The organism is Paenibacillus sp. NPDC057886 (assembly GCF_042796655.1).
GTDB lineage: Bacteria > Bacillota > Bacilli > Paenibacillales > Paenibacillaceae > Paenibacillus.
The window spans coordinates 311,647-332,938 of sequence record NZ_JBHVMZ010000004.1 but is presented as its reverse complement, the minus strand read 5'-3'; the positions used below and the strand labels follow the sequence as shown (position 1 = coordinate 332,938).

The following is a 21,292-nucleotide window of genomic DNA, read 5'->3' as shown; positions in this document are numbered from 1 at the left end:
GATTTCAATTAAAATTGTAGACAGTTAGTAATCAATTCTGCTATGATTCCAATGATAATGATTACCATTATCATAAAAAGCATTGAATTATAGGGGGCCATCATGTTTATTTTTAAATCCAAATCGATTCTTTCCATTTGCATGTTATTCATTGTGTTTACGCTAGTTCTTGCGGGCTGCGGAAATGCAGGAAAGACAACGGATGAAACAGGGAGCGGTTCAGGGCAGACGACTGAGAATCAGGAATCCACTGGAACCGATACAGCTCAGAATGAATCAACGGAAAGTGAAACACGCGATTATGAGACGGATAAAGGGACAGTTACCATTCCTGCACATCCAAAACGCATCGTGACTGATTACTACGGGGGCGAAATTCTCTCTGTAGGCGGTAATCTGATTGGTGTGGAGCCAAGTGCCTTTGATAATCCGTTCATTAAGGACAAGCTAAAAGACACTACAGACGTGGGTTATCCGGTGAACGTGGAGAAGACGCTGGAATTACAGCCTGACTTGATCGTTGTGATGTATGATGACAACTACGAAGAACTGTCCAAAATTGCACCAACCGTGCATATCCCATATGGTACAGCGACAGATATCTACAAGACAGTTGAGCTGTTTGGTGATTTGATTGGTCAATCTGATCAGGCGAAGGCATTCATTGCCGATTATGAGAAAAAGGCGGCAGAAGGACGCGAGAAGCTGAAAGGCATCGTGGACGAAAATACGACCGTTGGATTATACGAGTTGACGGACAAAGGAGATCTGTGGATCTTTGGCGACAACGCAGGCCGGGGCGGACAAGTTGTATACAATGCTTTGAAGCTGAAAATGCCGAGCAAAGTGAGCAAAGACAATCAGACCGTGCAGTTATCGCTCGAAGTACTACCAGAATACGCTACTGATTACATGTTCATGACGGTGTACGATCCTGAGAAAAAAGGCGAAGCGCTTAAGGAATTCAAACAGTCCAAAGTATGGAACGGTCTGGATGCGGTGAAGAATCATCGATTCTTCGAGAATGATTTTGACACATTCTATCGATATGATCCGATCGCCATTACAGCCCAGATTGATTTGTTTGTTGATCTGATCTTGAAGAGCGCTGAACAAAACAAATAAATGATGAACAACGTGGTGACTTCTAATGTTAGGCTAGCGTCTCGCCTAAACTAACCCATTATAAGTTGCCATTACTGAATATAATTATAGAAATGGACCTACTTTAAGGCTTCTGCCTGGGGTAGGTCTTTTTTGATCTCAAAAGCAAAAAAAAAATGTTGTTAATGTCATATTGACAATATTAAATTCGTTTGTTATCATTTCGATAATATCAAAATGACAATATTAAGAAATGGGGAATGAGCGATGTTTGGATTCCGATTCGTGAAGTTTCAACCCAGTGAGTACGTAATGAAAGTGAAGAATGGGCAGGTACAGCGTCAAGGTGTAGGTTTATCCTTTTATTATTATGAGCCGACGACGTCGGTGGTGGTTCTGCCTGTATCTTCGGTGGATGTACCCTTTATGTTCGAAGAAATAACAGCTGATTATCAAACAGTTACGGTTCAGGGTCAACTGAGTTATCGTATTGTTGATTATATGAAAATCACCCAAAGCTTAAACTACACGTACAATTTGCGCAAAAACAGATATATCTCCGACGATCCTGGCAAGTTGGATCAACGTGTGATTACGACCGCCAAAGTGCTAACCAAAAAACATTTGGAGCAGATGCCCTTGAAAGAGGCCATTCAGTCGAGTGAACGGCTGGCCAGCAGCATGAAACGGGAAGTGGTGCAGAGTGAAGAACTGGAGAAATTGGGCGTAGAGCTGATGAGTCTGTCCATTCTGGCCATTTTGCCCAATAAAGAGACGATGCGTGCACTGGAAGCACAAGCGCGGGAAGAGATTTTACGCCAGGCCGACGAAGCGCTGTATGTACGTCGCAATGCATCCATTGAACAGGAGCGGAAAGTGAAGGAGAACGAACTGAACACGGAAATTGCCGTGGAGACGAAGAAACAGCAGATTCGAGAAACGCAATTACATGCCGAGCGTTCGGTGAAACAGAAACAAAATGAGATGGAACAGGAACAGCTCCAATTCAATACGGCGATGGAGGAATGGAAACAACAGCTTATTGAATTGACGATTGCCAATCAGAATGCAGAGGCTGATGCCAAAGCCTATGAAATTGCAGCCGTGATGAACTCGTTACAACAGGTGGAACCTAGCGTGCTACAGGCGATGGCTAACATGGGTATGAACTCGGATAAACTGATTGCCCTTGCATTCCAGGAGCTGGCGGAGAATGCCGGGAAAATTGGACAGCTTAACATCTCGCCGGATCTGCTGCAAGGATTGATGAATCCACCGACAAGAGAGCAGGGAGGTCGAACACGATGAGACTTGGGAAGGCAAGGCAGACTGTAGCTGCACACACTACGGGAGGAGAACCCATGACCGAATACAAGTTGATTTTGGTCAAACGCAGAACGAGGCTGGAAGATTTGGTGGTCCGATATAACACGGTCCAACAAGCCCAGTTCTATATTGAACGCCTGGGAGCAGACTTCAGTGATTACCTGGAGGAGGACAGACGTTATCATCATTCCGTGCAGCAGGCCCAGCAGCAGCTCAGCAAACTGGGCCGGGTTCAGACCATTGATCGGGAACATGTGCCCAACTTTATTTTTGGAGCACAGGACATTGTGGTAGTGATTGGACAGGACGGTCTTGTTGCCAATACGCTCAAGTATGTAACCGAGCAGCCGCTCATTGGTGTAAATCCTGATCCGATGCGTTGGGATGGGGTACTGCTGCCATTTACGGTGGAGGATCTGAGCTTCATTATTCCTGATGTTATTCGTAAACGTCGCTCCCTGAAAGAAGTGACTCTGGCCAAAGTGGAGCTGAATGATGGGCAGTATCTCTATGGCGTCAACGATCTGTTCATTGGCCAAAAGACGCATGTATCTGCTCGTTATGAAGTTCGTATGGGTTCATCGGTAGAACAACAATCCTCCAGCGGAGTAATTGTATCCACGGGAATGGGTTCGACGGGCTGGTTCAAAAGTGTGCTGGCAGGTGCTGCTGGAGTCGTAGGCTCGGAAGCGTGGCAGCACATCCAATCGGGTGAAGCGTTCACCCTCGATAGAGACAGCAGAAGCTCTCATCCAGGCTCGAGGCCTAAAGGGAAAGATTATTCAGAAGCACATATCCCTGCGACAGCATCTGCACAGGGAAGCATAAGTAGCTTGAATCATTTCGGCTGGGATGCGCCTTATCTGTATTTTACAGTACGTGAACCCTTTCCCAGCCGGACGACTGCGGCCAATCTGGTGTTTGGACAGATTCATCCAAAACAGCCTTTGCAGATTGTCTCCCAGATGCCGGAGGACGGCATTATTTTCAGTGACGGGGTGGAACAGGACTTTCTCGAATTTAATTCCGGAGTAGAAGCCACCATAGGTTTAGCGGAGAAGCGTGGGCGGCTCGTAGTCTGACCTTTATTTCCAAACCGTTTCCGGCTAGAATGGTAAACTAGATGTAGAAGATATGTCAGGGAGCGGAAAGAAGGTTGACGATGCAATCCATATTATTGGTTGAAGATGATGCGAAGCTCGCCGGACTGCTGGCGGCATATCTGATCCGAAACGGTTTTCAAGTGCAGATTGTGGCAGATTTCCGTCATGTACTGGATGAATTCGTGCAGCTCGGTCCGGATCTGGTATTAATGGATGTGAATCTGCCTCAGTTTGATGGCTACTACTGGTGTAGACAGATCCGTTCGCATTCCATCTGCCCCATTCTATTTATTTCGGCTCGTGACAGTGGCATGGATCAGGTTATGGCGCTGGAGCACGGGGCAGATGATTATATTACGAAGCCTTTTCAATATGAGGTCGTTCTTGCTAAAGTTCGTAGTCACCTGCGTAGAGCATATGGGATGTATGCAGCTGTACAACCAGAAATGAAAGTGAAAAATGGCTCCATGTTACTGTACCCCGAAAGATATGTGCTGGAGTACGATGGTCGTTCCGTGGAGCTGACACAGAAGGAATCCGTGTTGGTCGAAGCGCTGATGGGCAAGGCGGGTCGGGTAGTGGGCCGGGAACGTTTGCTCGAACTGATGTGGGAAGATCAGCATTTTATTGATGATAATACGTTGAATGTGTACATTACACGTGTTCGCCGCAAGCTGAAGGATCTCGGGGCTGAAGAGGTTTTGGAAACCGTTCGGGGAGCGGGCTACCGATTGCTAGATCTGGAGTCACCAGTGCAAGAGGAGCGCCAATGAAACTGTTCTTAAGAGATCAGATACCCCTTATCGGATTTTATCTGCTGCAAATGCTGCTTGTCCCATGTGTATATTGGCTCTCAGGTGAGGAACGCCCCATGAGGATTGTTCTTTATGGCATGTTTCTGAGTACAGTGGTATTGCTCGTGTATCTGACCGTACGTTATTTCCAGCTCCATCCATATTACCGTGTGCTCCAGCAGCCACAACGGCTGGTACAGGAGCCTTTCCAATCACTCGGTAATGCCCCTGTGGCTAATTCTTTACAGGAATTGATGCATGAACTGGAGCGTAACCGTCAAAATGAGATGGGTCAATTGCGCATTCATAGTGAGCAGCAGGTTGTATTCATGAATCGTTGGGTCCATCAGATGAAGACCCCATTGTCCATTATTCAGTTGACCCTGGAAGATGTGGATGATGATAAAACTGCAGGCAGCATACAGGATGAGTTGGATAAAATGCGCAAAGGGTTGGAAATGGTACTTCATTCTTCACGCCTGGAACAGTTCGAAGGGGATTTTCGCGTAGAGCTTTTATCTCTACCCGAGGTGGTTCGAAGCAGCGTAGCTGAGAATCGACGTTTGTTTATTCGCAGAGGAATTACACCGGATATCCGAATGGACAACGACCTTCGAGTCTACAGTGACTCCAAATGGCTGCGGTTCATGTTTACCCAGATTTTGACCAATGCCGTCAATTACTCAGATAGCAAAGCAGGTAAAAAAGTCACGATTACCGCCTATATTGAGGAAGAACGAATCGTATTAGATATTCAGGATCAGGGTATCGGCATATCGGCTGAAGATATTCATCGTGTGTTTAATCCTTACTTCACCGGAGAGCGGGGAAGACAGTATCATGAATCTACGGGTATGGGACTGTATCTGGTCCGCGAGATCAGTACACGATTGGGTAACCAGATTGAATTGTTCTCCAAACCACATGAAGGAACATTGGTCCGATTCAGCTGGGTGAATCGAAAATAGAGGCGCTTTGCTCATGGGCAAGGTGCTTTTTTTATGGATGTAGGAGAAGGGGGAACATAATCTTAAACGATGTGTAAGGAAAGTTTAAGGTAGATCGATAGCAGGGTTGTAGGAGGTCGTTTAGGATAAGGATATGAAAACAAAGCATAGTTAGTTGGAGGGGAAACACCTATGGAAATGTTGCAAGTTTCGGCACTAAACAAAGTGTATCAGGGCAAAGTGCAGACTCAGGCCCTTAGTGATATTCATCTGACCATCAAGCAGGGTGAATTTGTAGGCATTATGGGACCATCGGGCAGTGGGAAAACGACGTTGCTCAATATGGTCTCGACCATTGATGAGCCAAGTTCAGGCAAGGTGCTAATTAATGGCATGAATCCGTTTGATATGAAAAAGAAAGAACTCGCCATGTTCCGACGCCGGGAACTCGGGTTTGTATTTCAGGATTTTAATCTGCTCGATACCTTGACCGTTGCTGAAAATATAGTACTCCCGTTGACGCTGGACAAGGTTAAGCTGAAGGAGATGGAGAGCAGACTCGATCGGATTACCGCTCAGCTTGGGATTGATCACATTCTGGATAAACGCGTGTATGAAATTTCGGGCGGACAGCGGCAGCGTACAGCCATTGCCAGAGCCATGATTAATATGCCATCCATTGTACTGGCTGATGAACCGACAGGCGCGCTGGACTCCACGTCATCCCAAGCGGTTATGGAATCGCTTGAACAGATCAACCAGCAAGAGAAAACAACCATTATGCTGGTCACACATGATCCACTTGCCGCAAGTTATTGCCATCGGATTGTGTTTATCAAGGATGGCAAGCTCGCAGCCGAGGTGCATCGTGGTGATAACCGCCAGACGTTCTTTCAACGGATTATTGATACATTATCCTTCTGGGGAGGGAATTCGCATGAGCTTTCCTCAGTTCGCCTTTAACAACATTCGCCGAAACGGGCGAGCGTACATCGCCTTTTTCCTAAGCAGTGCATTCATGGTCATGATATTCTTCGCGTATGCCATGTTTATCTACCATCCGTATGTTGAGAAATTGCCGATTGGCAAGACCACGGCAGCGGGAATGCAGGCTGCCTCCGTCATCGTGTACGTATTCGCGATCTTCTTTGTTATGTATTCCATTAGTGCATTTCTGAAATCACGGAATAAGGAATTCGGCATTCTAACCATCTTGGGCGCGGAACCGGGACAGATTCGAAGACTGGTCATTCTGGAAAATATGTTTATCGGATGTCTGTCCATTGTGGCTGGAATAGGTGGAGGCATGTTATTGTCCAAGCTGTTCCTGATGTTAACCACCCGATTTATCGGTATGGAAGATCTGCCTTTTTATTTCCCTGTAAAGGCCATGTTGATTACGGTGATTGCTTTTATAGTACTGTTCTTTTGCATTTCCCTGTTCACACTGGTCTTTATCGGAAATAAGCGGGCACTGGAGCTGCTAACGGGCACGAGCAAACCCAAAAAGGAACCTAAAGCATCATGGATATTCTCTATTCTTGGGCTTGCGTTTCTGGCTACGGGATTCATTGCGCTATACGGCAGTTTGTCGAGTGAGAGCATTCTGATCTCTGCTGTGACAGGCATTGCAGGTACGTATTTTTTCTACTCGCAGCTCTCCGTGCTGGCCATCCGTCTGTTAAAGCGTAATCGCAAACGGGTATGGCATGGTACACGCTTGCTGTGGATTTCGGAGATGAGTTACAAAATAAAAGATAACGCACGCATGCTGTTTATGGTGACAGTGGTGATTGCGATTGCTTCCATGAGTGCAGTGGTCATTTTGTCGCTGGATCAACAGAATCGACACGTGTTTAGAGACAATCATTTTCCGATTCGTTATAACGTGTACAGTGCATCGGAACAGCCTAACATGGCACCTGTCAATGAGGTTCTTGATGCTGCAGGCCTTCAATATCAGGAGGCTTATCTGGAGTATTTTTGGGCAAGTACGGATGACAGTGGCATCAGTGTGATGTCTCTAAGTGATTTCAACCAGTTCAACACAATTCAGAACAAACCGACCTATACTCTCGCAGCTCATGCCGGCATATTCATTGATTCCCGCGATGTGGATAAGCCTCGTCATCAGGAAAGATTTCGTGCTTATGCAAAGGGGGATCAGTTAACGCTGGATATAAGCTCAGGTCCTGTCAGATTCGATATTAAATACACTGAAAATGAACCGGAATTCAACGGGCTCCTCTATACATCATCCCTGGTTATTGTAAATGATGAAGAGTTTAAAGCTATTGCAGGACAACTGGATAAAGATGCTGTTTCCGGTAAATACCTTTATCATATCCCTTTATGGGAAGGATCGGTACCCAATCGGCAATCATCCGAAGTGATGGTGAGCGATCGACTGAAAGGCATGGATGCCATTATCAGAAACAACTCTAACGATAAAGACTTTTCTGGCTTTTTCACAACGCGATATGCTGACTTCGAAGAATTCAGACAGACGACAGCGCTCTTTACCTTTTTGGGCATTTTCATTGGACTGATCTTCTCGATCTCTTCAGCCAGTTTTCTCTATTTCAGACTGCACACGGATCTGGAGGCAGATGGGAAAATGGTGCATTCCTTGTCTAAAATGGGTCTCAGTTTTCAGGAGATGAAACGATCATCAACCATCCAGATTGGTATCCTGTTTTTCTTTCCGATCGGGGTAGCCATTATTGAAACGTTAGTGGTGGTTAAGCCGTTCCTGACGGAATTCGGAATTACCAATTATACCGTTCCGGTGTTGACTGTATTTGGTGCATTTGTACTTGCCCAGACCTTTTATTTCTTCATTATTCGTTCAAGATATATCGCTTCTCTGCGCAAAATGATGGTGTAATCATCCAAGAAACGAATGATCATAAGTGGTCGATCCTAATTCGTTCACAGCCTGCATTTTCTTGATTCAGATCAAGGAAATGCGGGCCATTCTGCGTTAAGATGAATGTATTCACAAGATATATTATTGAGGAGGACGATAATCATGAGTATCACTTCATTGCAGGAAGTCAAAACATTTAGCGCAGACCGCTTTACCAAACGGGTTTTATTTCAACAGGGGGGTGGAGTTACCTTTGCCCTTCATTTTCTGCCAGGACAACAGCTTCCGGTTCATAAACATCCAGGGGCAGATGTAATTCTACTGGTAGTCGAAGGTACCGGCACACTAATTCTGGACGGAAAAGAACATGAAGTAAAGGCAGAGGATGTTATCTCTTGTGGCGGTGAGACGGAATTCGCGTTCCATAACACAGGGGACCAGGAGGTTCGTTTGTTCGTGGTATTGAATAAAGTGCCTGAAGCTTCATATGCGAAGGATATCTAATAGCAAGGAATTCATGAAATGCATCACCGATCGGCAGATTAACATAAGGGGAACTCTTTTCTGGAGTTTCCTTTTTCGTTTTTATAAGTAAATACTCTTCTCCAATAAGTGTCCTTCTAGCAATCTCTGGAGAGTAGGTCAAGTGTAGATTCCTATCGCAAAACAAAAAGCGTACCTGGGTCTGAGAACTTCAGAGCTTAAGTACGCTTCTTCGTATTCTGCCGGCAACTTGTTCATTCATCCGGTCTATAGTCATTCTGTTTAGAAATATCCCAGCATTTCCTTGGCTTCTCTCGACATGAGCTGGGGAGACCACTGTGGTTCCCATACGACTTGAACGTCGATATCGGTCTTGTTCGTATTTTCTTGCAATACCCACTTCACCGCACCAACAATCGTATCGTGCAAGGGACAACCGGGCGTAGTCAACGTCATCCGCACATGTACACGTTCAGGCTCTTCATTTACTTCATAAACCAGACCCAGATCAACGATATTAACACCTAATTCAGGGTCATATACTTCCTTCAGACACTCCAGCAAATGCGTTGTTTGTTCCATCCTTTTCACTCTCCAGTCGATCTTATTAACGTCTGAACACCAAAGCAATATTCGCGATATAAGCGATTGAGACAAGAGACAACATCGTTCCTCCGACCATCATGACCTCTGCCAGATTAATTAAAATGCCACTTACAAGCAACAGGCTGGCGTCAACCATGGCGAGCAATCCCCATTTCACCTTCTTTTCGCTCAACATGCCAGCCATCAGCGGTGTTCCGGGTCGGCCAGCAAGTTTGCCGTATTTGTGGGTCCACCATAGAAAAGGCACGATTTTGGAAGCATAGCCCAGGACGGTGAGGGACACCCATCCTCCGAGATATACCCAGCCAGTAAGAAGAACTACACGTGGATGAAGCAGCAGTTCGGTACCTTGCGCACCGTAGATCAGTAGGGCAATAGCGTACACAGCAAAGGCTCGGCTTATATAGACAGTCCAGCGAATACCAGGGCCCGGGTTGCTTTTGTGCCGTTTCTCCTGAATCTGTTCCAGATGGTACACATAGCAGATTAGCGCAGCGGTCAAAAGCAAAAGTGCGAACCAGAGCAATCCGCCTTTGATCCTTGTCAGAAATGCGATCACACCTGTTACTACAGCTGCGTTCCATAGAATTAAAACCACTTTTTGCAACCGAATTGAGAAATCGTGGGACAAATAGAACATCGGCAGCATTTTGTAACTGAATCCGGTAATTAACATGCCAAACCAGCCGAGAGTTCCCATCCAGATATGTGCTCCGAACAAGCGCTCATGCAGACCATTCCAAGCACCAAAAGCAAAATTAAGCCCCATCAGCATACCGGTCAGCCCGGTTAATACCAAGTAAAGACAGGCACATGCAGCGCTAATCGTCACAGGGTTCCACTGGGAAGCACGGAAGAGGGTAACTGCCATATTCCAGCCGAACGATAGTATGCCTAATAGTGCAAATGTGGCAGAACCGGCAATCCAGTGGACATCCGCACGAATGAAGCCGTACAGCATGCCTGTAATTCCAATCGTGAACAAGAAGTAATGACAATATCCAAGGAACACGCTATAGATATTGGACTGCAAAATGACATGTATCAACTGATAAACGGCACCCATAGCCAGCATGGTTGCCCATCCAAGCACAAACAGATGGGCATGAAACCAGCCTTCGGGACCTCTTAATTCATCACCAAGCCAGCCTGTCAGCGAGAGCAGCGAGAATGCGTGATACATTACAAATCCAAAGATGCCCGTGAGGATAAAAAGAAATGGCAACCTGGACATGGCTCTCGCCTCCTTACCCTTTTTCAATTCTCACTTTGGCGGTACCATCCGCCTGATCCTCAACCGTGTAGAGACAACCCAGATTGACCAGCTCCTCAATCAAGAATACAGGCACACGGTCATTGTGAATCAGTACGACTTCCCCTGGCTTGCAACGCTCCAGAGCGGCAAGCGTTCGCATCATCGGCTGCGGTGGTTCCAATCCGCGATTGTCTAGGACAACGGTTGGAGTCTGAGTATCGTTATGTTCAGCTGCGACGGCTATTCCTTCAGGACGCCCCGCGCAGGATGATGATGCGACACCTGAAACCGAATCTAGTTCCGTTTCAGGTGTCGTACCGGATAAAACCGCTGCAGATATGAACTCTGCACTGGTTTTATTTTTTTTGTGCACAAAAGTGGTGACCCAGTGATCCGAATCCATTCGTTCAGATGTGCTGGAGTACCCTTTCATCTTGAGAATGCCGAGCAGAGGCGTCGGTTTAAATGGAGCATGCAGTACGAATACATCGGAAGGCTTAAGTCCTTTGACCGTATCCATAATTAACTGGAACGGTTCCAGCTTTTTACTCAGATGAGAACGTACATCCAGTTCAACAATGTGCACGTCAGTTGGACACATGTGCATTCACATCCGATCCTGCGCCGGCAACATCGGCCTGCTGTACCAACTGTAGTGATGATTCGTACAAGGCGGCCATACCACCGTACAAGGCATAGAAGAATGACTCCGGTGCATCGAGGGAGAAGGACAGATATGTCTTGGGGTCCATTCCGAGCACACGCTCAAAAAGTCTTGCACTGTCATAGGCGTAAAAACAGAAATGAGTATATTCGAACACAGGCATTTTCTCGTAAATGGTGATGATTTCTTGCGCATATTCCACTTGCTCACGCTGTGCCATTTGAATCATGGTTGTTGCATCTTCCAGCCGTAGCGTGATGCGAAGTGTAGTGTCATCAATGATTTCAACGTGCGCCATAGCGGTTCAGCTCCAATCTATAATTTGCTGATTTTGACCTGGAACGTTGTAGGCCCCTGTTCAATATACTCCCAGTTAAAACCTTCGGGATGTGTGGATTGGAATTGGAATCGGAGCGGTTTCGGATCGTGATCATTAATGAGCAGCATAGCTTCCTGAGGTTGTAGCTGGTCAAAAGTTTCGAAAATAATTTTATGTTTCAAATGCGGTGGATACTCCGTGGCATTAATCGTTGCTGCATATGTGTTCATGTGTCATTCCTCCAAATTGGGATAGTGTGTTGTTGCAATTTGATTATAGAAAACGTGATGAGGGGTCTTTGTGAGCCTGCTCACACATTATCCATTGTCATAATCTTGCCATATTTCAACCGGGTCCCCGCTTGGGACGGAAATTCAGGGTATACAAAAATGTGAATGTAATCTTTGTTTCACTTCTTGTGATATTTTGCACAGTTCGCAGAGCGAGACATCCTTATATTTAGCGTCAAGATGACACTTGATGAGAGGAAGAGGTTCCTCCTTCGGCTGATATTAAGACAGCACCCTAGAGAAGGGAGGTACGTGTATGGAATCAAAATTAATGGATCCGTTTGGAAGAGTACATGATTATTTGCGAATTTCGGTTACGGATCGCTGTAATCTCCGCTGTGTGTACTGCATGCCGGAGGAAGGAATGCAGTTTGAACCGACAGAACGAATCCTGTCCTATGAAGAAATCACGTCCATTGTCAAGGCGCTTGCTCCACTGGGCATTCGGAAATTGCGTTTGACCGGGGGGGAGCCTTTGGTTCGCAAGGGGCTGGATCAACTGATTGCAATGTTATCCGCTATTCCGGGAATTGAGGATATCGCGTTGACAACCAATGGCATCTATCTGGCGGCTTATGCGGATCTACTAAAAGCAGCGGGTTTAACCCGGGTGAACATTAGCCTGGATTCATTGAAGCCGGAGCGATTCGCAAGCATTACACGGGGCGGTAAAGTTCAGCGTGTGCTGGAAGGCATCAAGGCCAGCCATAAAGCCGGATTTCATCCGATCAAATTGAACGTGGTGCTGATGAAAGGCGTGAACGACGATGAGGTGGAAGATTTTCTGCGTATGACCCGGGATGAACCCATTCATATTCGTTTTATTGAGTACATGCCTATAGGTGAAAGTGGAGAAGGCTGGAGATCAGGGTATATGCCCCTCGAGCATGTGCTGGAAACATGCGGAGCATTATGGAAATACGAAAGCTGTGGAGAGATATATGGCAACGGCCCGGCTGATAGTTATCGCATTGTGGGAGCTGTCGGAACCTTTGGTCTGATCCATCCGGTTAGCAGTCATTTCTGCGGAAATTGCAATCGACTCAGACTGACGGCAGACGGAAATATCAAGCCGTGTCTCTACTGGTCGGATGAGTTCAATGTTCGCCCGCTCGTAGGTGATGACAAGGCGGTTCAGGATATATTTTACAAGGCACTCGGAGCCAAACCCGAAACACACGACATGGTAAAAGCCTTAAACGGGCAACAGATCGACGGTACGCCAACGCTGCGACATATGTCGCAAATCGGAGGTTAACAACAGCAGTTTAAGAAGCAGAACTCGGATCAACAGGTCATATTTGTGGGAGGACAACAATGAGTAACAAAAGCATGCCCTGGATGGGCAAACTCAAATATTTTGCCAAACGTGAAAAAAGTGCGGAGGGCTGGAGCGAAATGTCCCCGGTTAACCGGGATTGGGAGGATGTTTATCGCCGCCGCTGGCAGCATGACAAAGTGGTACGTTCCACACACGGAGTCAACTGTACGGGATCATGCAGTTGGCAGATCTATGTAAAGGACGGCATTGTGACCTGGGAAACGCAGGCAACCGATTATCCTTCAACCGGGCCGGATATGCCGGAATTTGAGCCACGGGGATGTCCGCGTGGTGCAAGCTTCTCGTGGTATCTATATAGCCCGTTGCGTGTCAAACATCCTTACGTACGTGGTGCGCTGCTGGATATGTGGCGTGATGCGCTTCAGACACATGGTGATCCGGTCCAAGCCTGGTCCAGCATTGCAGATGATCCTGCCAAAGTGAAGCGATACAAATCAGTACGTGGTAAAGGTGGATTGATTCGCGCGTCATGGGGAGAAGTGACTCAGATTATCGCAGCTTCTCTGATTCATACGATCAAAGAGTACGGACCCGACAGGATTATTGGTTTCTCACCGATTCCTGCCATGTCGATGGTCAGTTACGCAGCAGGATCACGGTTCTTATCCCTGATGGGATCACCTTTGCTCAGTTTCTACGACTGGTATGCCGATCTTCCTCCGGCTTCACCTCAGATCTGGGGAGATCAGACGGATGTACCGGAGAGCAGTGACTGGTACAACTCGGGATACATTCTGGTTTGGGGCTCCAATCTGCCAATGACACGCACACCGGATGCCCACTTCCTGGCTGAAGCACGTTATCGGGGGACGAAAGTAGTATCGATCAGTCCGGATTATGCGGAGTATGTGAAATTCGCAGATACGTGGATGTCGGTAAAACAAGGGACAGATGGCGCTCTTGCGATGGCTATGGGCCATGTCATTCTGAAAGAATTCTATATTGATAAGCCTACGGACTATTTCATGGCGTATGCCAAACAGTATACAGACTTTCCAAACCTGCTGATTGTGGAAGAAAAGGACGGCATGCACACAGCAGGCAGATTTCTCGTTGGGGAAGACCTGGGCATCACAGGCAATAACATGGCATGGAAAACGCTTGTATACGATGAAAACAGTGGAACTTATGCCATGCCAAAAGGAAGTTTAGGCTTCCGCTGGGGCGAAGAAGGCACATGGAATCTCAAAATGGAACAGGTGGAAAACGGTGAGCCGATCGATCCAAGATTATCCTTGCTCGGCGTACATCACGATCTCGTAACGATTCAACTGCCATACTTCGATGACGAGGGAAAACATATCATGCAGCGGCAGATTCCTGTACGTCAAATCCGGGTCGGAGACAAGTGGATTACGGTCACAGCGGTATATGATCTGGTGCTTGCGAAGTATGGAGTCGAACGTGAAATGACCCGTTCTGCGGATTCGGCAGAAGTTGTATCTGGTGCAGAACCGTTGAGTGTACGTGTGAACAACGGCAATGACATCTTGCATGCTCCACAGGAGAAGCCGTTTACCCCAGAGTGGCAAGAGAAAATTACCGGTGTGGATCGGGATACGGTTGTTCAGATTGCACGCGAGTTTGCACAAAATGCCATCGATACCAAGGGGCGCTCCATGATCATCATGGGAGCCGGCATTAACCACTGGTATAACTCTGATGTAATCTATCGCGCCATTATTAATCTGATTCTGATGACAGGCTGTCAGGGTGTGAACGGTGGCGGCTGGGCTCACTATGTTGGTCAGGAGAAACTGCGTCCGGCTGAAGGCTGGCAGACCATTGCGTTTGCTCGTGACTGGACTGGAGCTCCGCGACTGCAGAACGGAACATCCTTCTTCTACTTTGCAACAGATCAGTGGAGATATGAGGAGACTCAGGTAGGCGCATTAACGTCAGCACTTGAGGGTGAACCCCGGTTCCAGCATGTAGCGGATTATAACGTTATGGCTGCTCGCATGGGCTGGTTGCCATCCTATCCGCAATTCAATCGCAACTCGATTGATCTGCATCAGGATGCATTGCAAGCCGGAGCATCAACGAAGGAAGAAATTGGGGCTTATGTGGCCTCTGAATTGCAGAATAAAAACCTGAAGTTCTCGATCGAGCAACCGGATGATCCGGCGAACTTCCCGCGTGTACTGTTTGTCTGGAGAGCGAATCTGATCTCAAGTTCCGGCAAAGGGCATGAATACTTCCTCAAGCATCTACTCGGTGCAACGAACGGACTCCTGAACGATGACGATCATGGACTTCGCCCTGAGCATGTGGAGTGGGTGGATGAAGCACCGGAAGGCAAGCTTGATTTGATGGTTAACATGGATTTCCGTATGGCAGGTACAGCGATGTACTCCGATATTGTACTGCCAGCTGCGACCTGGTATGAAAAAAGTGATCTGAGCAGTACGGATATGCACCCGTTTGTTCATCCGTTCAACCCGGCGGTAGCCGCACAATGGGAATCCCGTTCGGACTGGGATACCTTCAAGGAAATTGCACGAGTGTTCTCGGACATGGCTGCACAGCAGTTTGATGGGCCACAGAAAGAGATCATTGCGACTCCGCTCTTGCATGATACACCGGATGAGCTTGCTCAGCCGTATGGAGAGATTAAGGACTGGAGCGCTGGGGAATGTGAAGCAATTCCTGGTAAAACGATGCCACATATTCAGGTGGTGGAACGTGATTATGCTGCCGTATATAACAAAATGATCAGTCTGGGACCTGTTGTGAAGGATAAACCGATCGGTACCAAGGGCATATCCTGGTCTGCCAGTGAAGAGTATGAGAAGCTCAAAGGCATTTTGGGTGTCAACCGGAAAGATGGCATTGGACAAGGTTGTCCTGATCTGAGCACAGATCGCAACGTTGCAGAGGCAATCCTGACCTTGTCTTCAACAACGAACGGCAAGATGGCTGTTCGTGCTTGGGAGTCGCTTGAAAAGAAAACTGCACTGCACCTGAAAGACTTGGCTGAAGAGCGGTCAGAGGAATGCTTTACATTTGATGAGATTACTTCGAAACCGAAAACGGTCATCACTTCGCCTGCATTTAGTGGATCGGAAAAAGGCGGACGTCGATATTCACCATTTACGACCAATGTGGAGCGTCTGATTCCGTGGCGTACATTGACGGGCAGACAGCAGTTCTATATCGACCATGCCATGCTCCGCGAGTTCGGAGAGACATTAGCGACATTTAAGCCTGTTCTGAAGCACACACCGTTCCATCCAAACAGCAAGCGTCCGATTGAAGGTGGCAAGGAGATTGTACTGAACTACCTTACACCTCATAACAAGTGGTCGATCCACAGTATGTACTATGATGCGCTGCCGATGCTGACCCTGTTCCGTGGTGGACCGACAATATGGATGAACCACGAAGATGCTGAAGAAGCCGGACTCGTTGATAATGACTGGATCGAATGCTTCAACCGTAACGGGGTTGTGGTTGCCAGAGCAGTTGTGACGCACCGTATTCCTCGTGGCATGGCATTTATGTATCACGCTCAGGACCGTCACATTAACGTTCCGGGTACGAAAATATCACAGACACGTGGGGGTACGCATAACAGTCCAACACGTATTCATGTGAAGCCAACACATATGATCGGCGGCTATGCCCAGTTAAGTTATGGTTTTAACTACTATGGCCCAACAGGCAACCAGCGTGACCTTAACGTCATCATAAGAAAACTGCAGGAGGTGGATTGGCTTGAAGATTAAAGCACAAGTCAGTATGGTCATGAATCTGGACAAATGTATAGGATGCCATACATGTAGTGTAACGTGCAAAAACACCTGGACGAACCGTCCGGGTGCAGAATACATGTACTGGAACAATGTAGAGACCAAGCCAGGGGTGGGTTATCCGAAACAATGGGAGGACCAGGAGCGTTATCGCGGTGGCTGGGAGATGAAGAATGGCAAGCTTGAGCTGAAATCAGGCACACGGGCAAGACGCCTGCTTAATATTTTCCATAATCCGGATCAACCAACCATTGATGATTATTATGAGCCATGGACATACGAATATGAGAAACTGACGAACAGTCCGGAGAAGAAACACCAGCCGGTAGCCAGACCGAAATCCCAGATTACGGGTGAATATATGAACCTGGAGTGGGGACCGAACTGGGAGGATGACCTAGCGGGTGCCCATGTAACCGGGATGGAAGATCCGAACATGAAGGGCGTTGAGGAATCGATCAAAATGGATTTTGAACAGGTATTTATGATGTACCTGCCACGGATCTGTGAACACTGTCTCAATCCGTCCTGTGTGTCTTCCTGTCCTTCAGGAGCGATGTACAAACGGGAGGAAGACGGGATCGTACTGGTCGATCAAAATGCATGCCGTGCATGGAGATTCTGTGTGTCGAGCTGCCCGTACAAAAAAGTCTACTTCAACTGGCAGACAAACAAAGCCGAGAAATGTACACTATGCTTCCCGCGGATTGAAGCAGGCTTGCCAACGATCTGTTCCGAAACCTGTGTGGGGCGTATCCGTTATATCGGCCTCATGCTCTATGATGCAGACCGTGTTGAAGCCGCAGCGTCGGTTGAAAATGATCAGGATCTCTATGAATCCCAGATGGATATTTTCCTTGATCCGAATGACCCTGAAGTAATTCGTGAAGCGCGTGAGGCAGGAATTCCAGAAGATTGGATTATTGCAGCGCAGCAGTCGCCTATTTACAAAATGGTTATCGACTGGAAGATTGCACTTCCACTTCACCCTGAATACCGCACCATGCCAATGGTATGGTACATTCCGCCGCTTAGCCCGATTACCAATCGGGTAGAGGGACAGGGAAGTTCGCTGGAAGCGAATGATATTTTCCCGGCAATTGATAACATGCGTATTCCGGTAGAATATCTGGCCAATCTGCTGACGGCAGGAGATACGGGTCGAATCCGTGAAGTACTGCGAAAAATGGCAGTTATGCGTATTCACATGCGTAACCAGCAGACTGGAAAGACCAGTGAGTCGGCATTGCTGGACAGAGTAGGCATGGATGCTCAGGAAATCGAGGACATGTACCGTCTGCTCGCAATTGCGAAGTACAATGACCGTTTTGTGATCCCGCCAGCTCACCGTGAGGAAGTGGAAGATCTCTTCAGCGAACAGGGCAGCTGCGGACTTGATTTTGCAGGTGGTCCAGGTTCTTGCGGGGTATTCTGATGGGAGAGGAGACAACGACAACGATGACGATCGATACCAATGAAGAAACAGGTCAGGCTCTGGTTTACGATACGGATACGAGAAGAATGGTCTGTAAACTGATCTCTTACCTGTTGCAATATCCCGATACAGAGTGGAGAGAAGGGCTGCAAGGGGTTAAGGAAGCGGTACAGTCCAATTCGGATAAGACGCTGAACCAGATCCTGTTGACGTTTGTAGATGAAGCGCTGGCAGTTAGCTCGATTCAATGGCAAGACTCCTATGTCCGCACATTCGATTTTGATAAAAAGTCCAACCTCTATCTTACGTATGCTCTTCATGGAGATGAGCGGGATCGTGGACCGGCTCTGATCGAATTGAAGCGTAGATATGAAGCAGCGGGCTTCTATATGGAAGTTAGCGAGTTGCCGGACTATCTGCCCATGGTACTTGAATTTGTAGCTGAGGCTCCCGAGGAAGATGCCATGGGAGTTCTCTCCAGCTGCCATAAAGCTTTGGTCACGATGACGGAGAGCATTTCAGGACAGAGCAGTCCGTACAGCCCACTTCTTAGCCTGATGTTACAGGTCATCCCTGAGCCTCCTGCCCCTGATGTACCAGAGCAAACGGAAGCTGCTAGCAAGCAGCCAGAAGATCTTGGGCAGATCGCAGCTCAGATGAGGAGGGGGAATCGGTGAGTACATTGGAATTGTTGTTATGGGGAGCTCTCCCGTATATGGTCATTGTGTTCTGTGTTACAGCGACCATCTGGAGATATGTGACGAATCCCTTTAGCTGGACGTCCAAGTCAAGTGAGATGCTGGAGAAACGCATGCTGAAATGGGGAAGCCTGCTCTTTCATATCGGAATATTCGCTGTAATCTGTGGACATATTGCCGGTTTGCTTGTACCGGTGGAGTTCTATCGCTGGATTGGCCTTAGTGATGAAGGGTATCACCTGATGGCTATTGCAGGAGGACTGCCTGCAGGGATCATTGCTTTTGCAGGTGCAGTCATTCTGCTGGTACGTCGATATGTTGCTCGCAGAGTGCGGGCAACGAGCAGCGTTGGGGATTGGTTGGCACTTGCCATGTTGATCATTGTCATTGTAACCGGTATTCTGGCGACTTCGGCCAATGCAGTGAATCACACGGGTTTCGACTATCGGACAACGATTAATCCATGGTTGCGCGGTCTGATCGTATTCCAGCCTGATCCGGTTCTGATGCAGACGGTACCGATGAATTTCAAAGTACACATCCTGCTCACATTTGTACTGTATTGCGTTTTTCCATTTACGCGACTGGTCCACATGCTAAGTATGCCTCTTGGTTATCTAAAACGCAGTTATGTGCTGTATCGCAGAAGAGATGGAGCTGTGTATCCGAATCAGGAACAAAAGAAGGAGAGGGCGATGTAAATGCAACATAAAGGAAAGGTTCAACTGCCCTTGCAAACGGCAAGTCTGATTCTTGGTTTCATGGTATGGGTGATCCTGTCATCCCTTATGCCATTTATTAAAGAGGATATTGCGCTTACGTCTTCCCAGCTTGCATGGGCTACAGCCATTCCCGTATTGATCGGATCGCTTGCCCGTATTCCGATCGGCTATTGGACGAATCGATACGGAGCACGTAATATTTTCATGATCAGCTTTGTACTGTTGCTGGCCCCTGTATGGTGGGTTAGCCGGGCAACATCGTTTAGCGATCTGGTCATTGGGGGACTGTTCCTCGGTATAGGGGGAGCTGTTTTCTCGGTCGGTGTAACCTCACTTCCCAAATATTATCCCAAAGAGCGACACGGTTTTGTGAACGGGATCTACGGAATTGGTAACCTCGGTACGGCACTTTCGGCATTCGGAGCGCCACTGATCGCGGATCGTATGGGATGGTCCACGACCGTTCTGCTCTATAGCATTCTGTTACTTGGAATGGCTGCACTGAACTTCGTCTTGGGGGACAAAAAAGAAACACGTGTGAATGCTCCTCTTATGCAGCAGTTGAAAGCTGTATCAAGCAATAACAAGTTATGGCTACTTTGTTTGTTCTATTTTCTGACCTTTGGTTCGTTCGTGGCATTTACGGTATACTTGCCGAATTTCCTGGTCACTAACTTTCAGATGGACAAAGTCGATGCAGGTATTCGTACCGCGGGATTCATTCTCGTTGCTACCATCATGCGGCCCGTTGGCGGCTGGCTTGGAGATCGATTTAATCCGTTCAAAATATTGATGTTTGTATTCGGCGGACTGACGGTCGCTGCAATCGTGTTATCCTTCGCGCCATCGTTCTATATCTATACGATTGGGTGTCTGACTGTGGCATTGTGCGCAGGTACAGGTAACGGTACTATTTTCAAATTAGTGCCGATGTATTTCGTTAAACAAGCGGGTATCGCAAACGGGATGATCTCGGCCATGGGTGGTTTGGGCGGATTTTTCCCTCCGCTGATGTTGACCTTGTTGTACAGTGTGACAGGCCATTATGCCATTGGTTTCATGGCCTTATCCCAGATTGCGTTAGTCAGTCTGGTACTCGTGATCTGGATGTTCTATCAGGAGAAGCTTCAACTATCTGCGAGCATTTTGAAGAATACAATCGAAGCGATTCTGGTTACCGATACGAATAGTGTCATTACTTCCGTAAATCCGGCCTTTACTGCGGTCACCGGTTATAGTGCTGAAGAGGCCGTTGGACAGAAGCCAAGTATGCTGAAATCAGGCAAGCAGGATAAGCGTTTTTATGATCAACTATGGCTGGAATTACGTGAAAAAGGGTATTGGCAGGGTGAGATCTGGAACCGGAAGAAAAACGGTGAGGTCTATCAGGAATGGCTGAGTATTACGGCGATCCGTAACGAAGCCGGCGAAGTGAAATATTATGCAGGCATGTTCAGTGATATGGGCAAGCCGGAGCTCACGATGGCCAGATAATTGTACTGGGTATGGTGAATACAGCAAGAGACCTTAACTTGAATTGCAGGTGTTAAGGTCTCTTTTTGTACACAAAGATGGGTGTAAGA

19 protein-coding genes are annotated in these 21,292 nt (G+C 47.4%); 14 read left to right on the top strand and 5 right to left on the bottom strand.

The genetic code is table 11. From position 1 onward, the window contains the following. Positions 1-108 precede the first annotated feature (108 nt). The 8 genes from ACFVQB_RS15745 to ACFVQB_RS15710 all read left to right on the top strand — a co-directional run bounded on the left by ACFVQB_RS15745 (position 109) and on the right by ACFVQB_RS15710 (position 8,647). A complete protein-coding gene (locus tag ACFVQB_RS15745; protein WP_379441387.1) occupies positions 109-1,125 on the top strand; it encodes an iron-hydroxamate ABC transporter substrate-binding protein in 1,017 nt (338 codons plus the stop codon). 246 nt (positions 1,126-1,371) lie between these two features. Then, a complete protein-coding gene (locus ACFVQB_RS15740; RefSeq protein ID WP_379440799.1) occupies positions 1,372-2,412 on the top strand; it encodes an SPFH domain-containing protein in 1,041 nt (346 codons plus the stop codon). Continuing rightward, entirely contained in the window at positions 2,409-3,512 is a 1,104-nt protein-coding gene (locus ACFVQB_RS15735) for a diacylglycerol kinase catalytic domain-containing protein (RefSeq protein WP_379440797.1), read from the top strand. Before ACFVQB_RS15740 ends, ACFVQB_RS15735 begins: the two co-directional genes overlap by 4 nt. 80 nt (positions 3,513-3,592) lie before the next feature. Continuing rightward, positions 3,593-4,306: a response regulator transcription factor gene (locus ACFVQB_RS15730; RefSeq protein ID WP_379440794.1), complete on the top strand. Its 714-nt coding sequence runs from the start codon at positions 3,593-3,595 to the stop codon at positions 4,304-4,306. Continuing rightward, positions 4,303-5,295 carry a sensor histidine kinase gene (locus ACFVQB_RS15725; RefSeq protein ID WP_379440791.1) on the top strand — a complete coding sequence of 331 codons (993 nt, stop codon included), beginning with the start codon at positions 4,303-4,305 and terminating at the stop codon, positions 5,293-5,295. Before ACFVQB_RS15730 ends, ACFVQB_RS15725 begins: the two co-directional genes overlap by 4 nt. Positions 5,296-5,466: 171 nt before the next feature. After that, positions 5,467-6,237, top strand: a complete 771-nt coding sequence (locus tag ACFVQB_RS15720) for an ABC transporter ATP-binding protein (RefSeq protein ID WP_379440788.1) — start codon at positions 5,467-5,469, stop codon at positions 6,235-6,237. Then, positions 6,212-8,161: an FtsX-like permease family protein gene (locus ACFVQB_RS15715; protein ID WP_379440786.1), complete on the top strand. Its 1,950-nt coding sequence runs from the start codon at positions 6,212-6,214 to the stop codon at positions 8,159-8,161. The genes ACFVQB_RS15720 and ACFVQB_RS15715 overlap by 26 nt, the downstream gene beginning before the upstream one ends. 144 nt (positions 8,162-8,305) lie before the next feature. Beyond that, positions 8,306-8,647 carry a cupin domain-containing protein gene (locus ACFVQB_RS15710; protein WP_379440783.1) on the top strand — a complete coding sequence of 114 codons (342 nt, stop codon included), beginning with the start codon at positions 8,306-8,308 and terminating at the stop codon, positions 8,645-8,647. Positions 8,648-8,908: 261 nt separating this feature from the next. On the opposite strand, the gene ACFVQB_RS15705 is transcribed toward ACFVQB_RS15710, so the two are convergent. Genes ACFVQB_RS15705 through ACFVQB_RS15685 form a run of 5 tightly spaced genes read right to left on the bottom strand, consistent with a single transcriptional unit; the run spans position 8,909 to position 11,700 of the window. After that, positions 8,909-9,208, bottom strand: coding sequence for a metal-sulfur cluster assembly factor (locus ACFVQB_RS15705; RefSeq protein ID WP_379440780.1), 300 nt, complete (start codon positions 9,206-9,208; stop codon positions 8,909-8,911). Positions 9,209-9,233: 25 nt separating this feature from the next. Then, entirely contained in the window at positions 9,234-10,466 is a 1,233-nt protein-coding gene (locus ACFVQB_RS15700; RefSeq protein WP_379440778.1) for a hypothetical protein, read from the bottom strand. 13 nt (positions 10,467-10,479) lie between these two features. Further along, the gene (locus ACFVQB_RS15695) at positions 10,480-11,088 is read right to left on the bottom strand and encodes a DUF2249 domain-containing protein (protein ID WP_379440775.1); all 609 of its coding nucleotides are present in this window, start codon (positions 11,086-11,088) and stop codon (positions 10,480-10,482) included. Beyond that, entirely contained in the window at positions 11,075-11,449 is a 375-nt protein-coding gene (locus tag ACFVQB_RS15690) for a hypothetical protein (RefSeq protein WP_379440772.1), read from the bottom strand. The genes ACFVQB_RS15695 and ACFVQB_RS15690 overlap by 14 nt, the downstream gene beginning before the upstream one ends. Before the next feature lie 17 nt (positions 11,450-11,466). Beyond that, positions 11,467-11,700, bottom strand: a complete 234-nt coding sequence (locus tag ACFVQB_RS15685; protein ID WP_379440769.1) for a DUF2249 domain-containing protein — start codon at positions 11,698-11,700, stop codon at positions 11,467-11,469. 316 nt (positions 11,701-12,016) lie between these two features. Between ACFVQB_RS15685 and moaA the strand changes: the two genes are divergently transcribed. Genes moaA through ACFVQB_RS15655 form a run of 6 tightly spaced genes read left to right on the top strand, consistent with a single transcriptional unit; the run spans position 12,017 to position 21,203 of the window. Further along, positions 12,017-13,018: a GTP 3',8-cyclase MoaA gene (moaA, locus tag ACFVQB_RS15680; protein WP_379440766.1), complete on the top strand. Its 1,002-nt coding sequence runs from the start codon at positions 12,017-12,019 to the stop codon at positions 13,016-13,018. Positions 13,019-13,077: 59 nt separating this feature from the next. Further along, positions 13,078-16,830 carry a nitrate reductase subunit alpha gene (locus tag ACFVQB_RS15675; RefSeq protein ID WP_379440763.1) on the top strand — a complete coding sequence of 1,251 codons (3,753 nt, stop codon included), beginning with the start codon at positions 13,078-13,080 and terminating at the stop codon, positions 16,828-16,830. Then, the gene (gene narH, locus ACFVQB_RS15670; protein ID WP_379440760.1) at positions 16,820-18,289 is read left to right on the top strand and encodes a nitrate reductase subunit beta; all 1,470 of its coding nucleotides are present in this window, start codon (positions 16,820-16,822) and stop codon (positions 18,287-18,289) included. Before ACFVQB_RS15675 ends, narH begins: the two co-directional genes overlap by 11 nt. Further along, positions 18,274-18,966 (top strand): nitrate reductase molybdenum cofactor assembly chaperone, encoded by a 693-nt coding sequence (narJ, locus tag ACFVQB_RS15665; RefSeq protein WP_379440757.1) that lies wholly within the window; start codon positions 18,274-18,276, stop codon positions 18,964-18,966. The genes narH and narJ overlap by 16 nt, the downstream gene beginning before the upstream one ends. Next, entirely contained in the window at positions 18,963-19,688 is a 726-nt protein-coding gene (gene narI, locus ACFVQB_RS15660) for a respiratory nitrate reductase subunit gamma (protein ID WP_379440755.1), read from the top strand. Before narJ ends, narI begins: the two co-directional genes overlap by 4 nt. Then, positions 19,689-21,203 (top strand): nitrate/nitrite transporter, encoded by a 1,515-nt coding sequence (locus ACFVQB_RS15655; RefSeq protein ID WP_379440753.1) that lies wholly within the window; start codon positions 19,689-19,691, stop codon positions 21,201-21,203. The last annotated feature ends 89 nt before the right edge of the window (positions 21,204-21,292 follow it).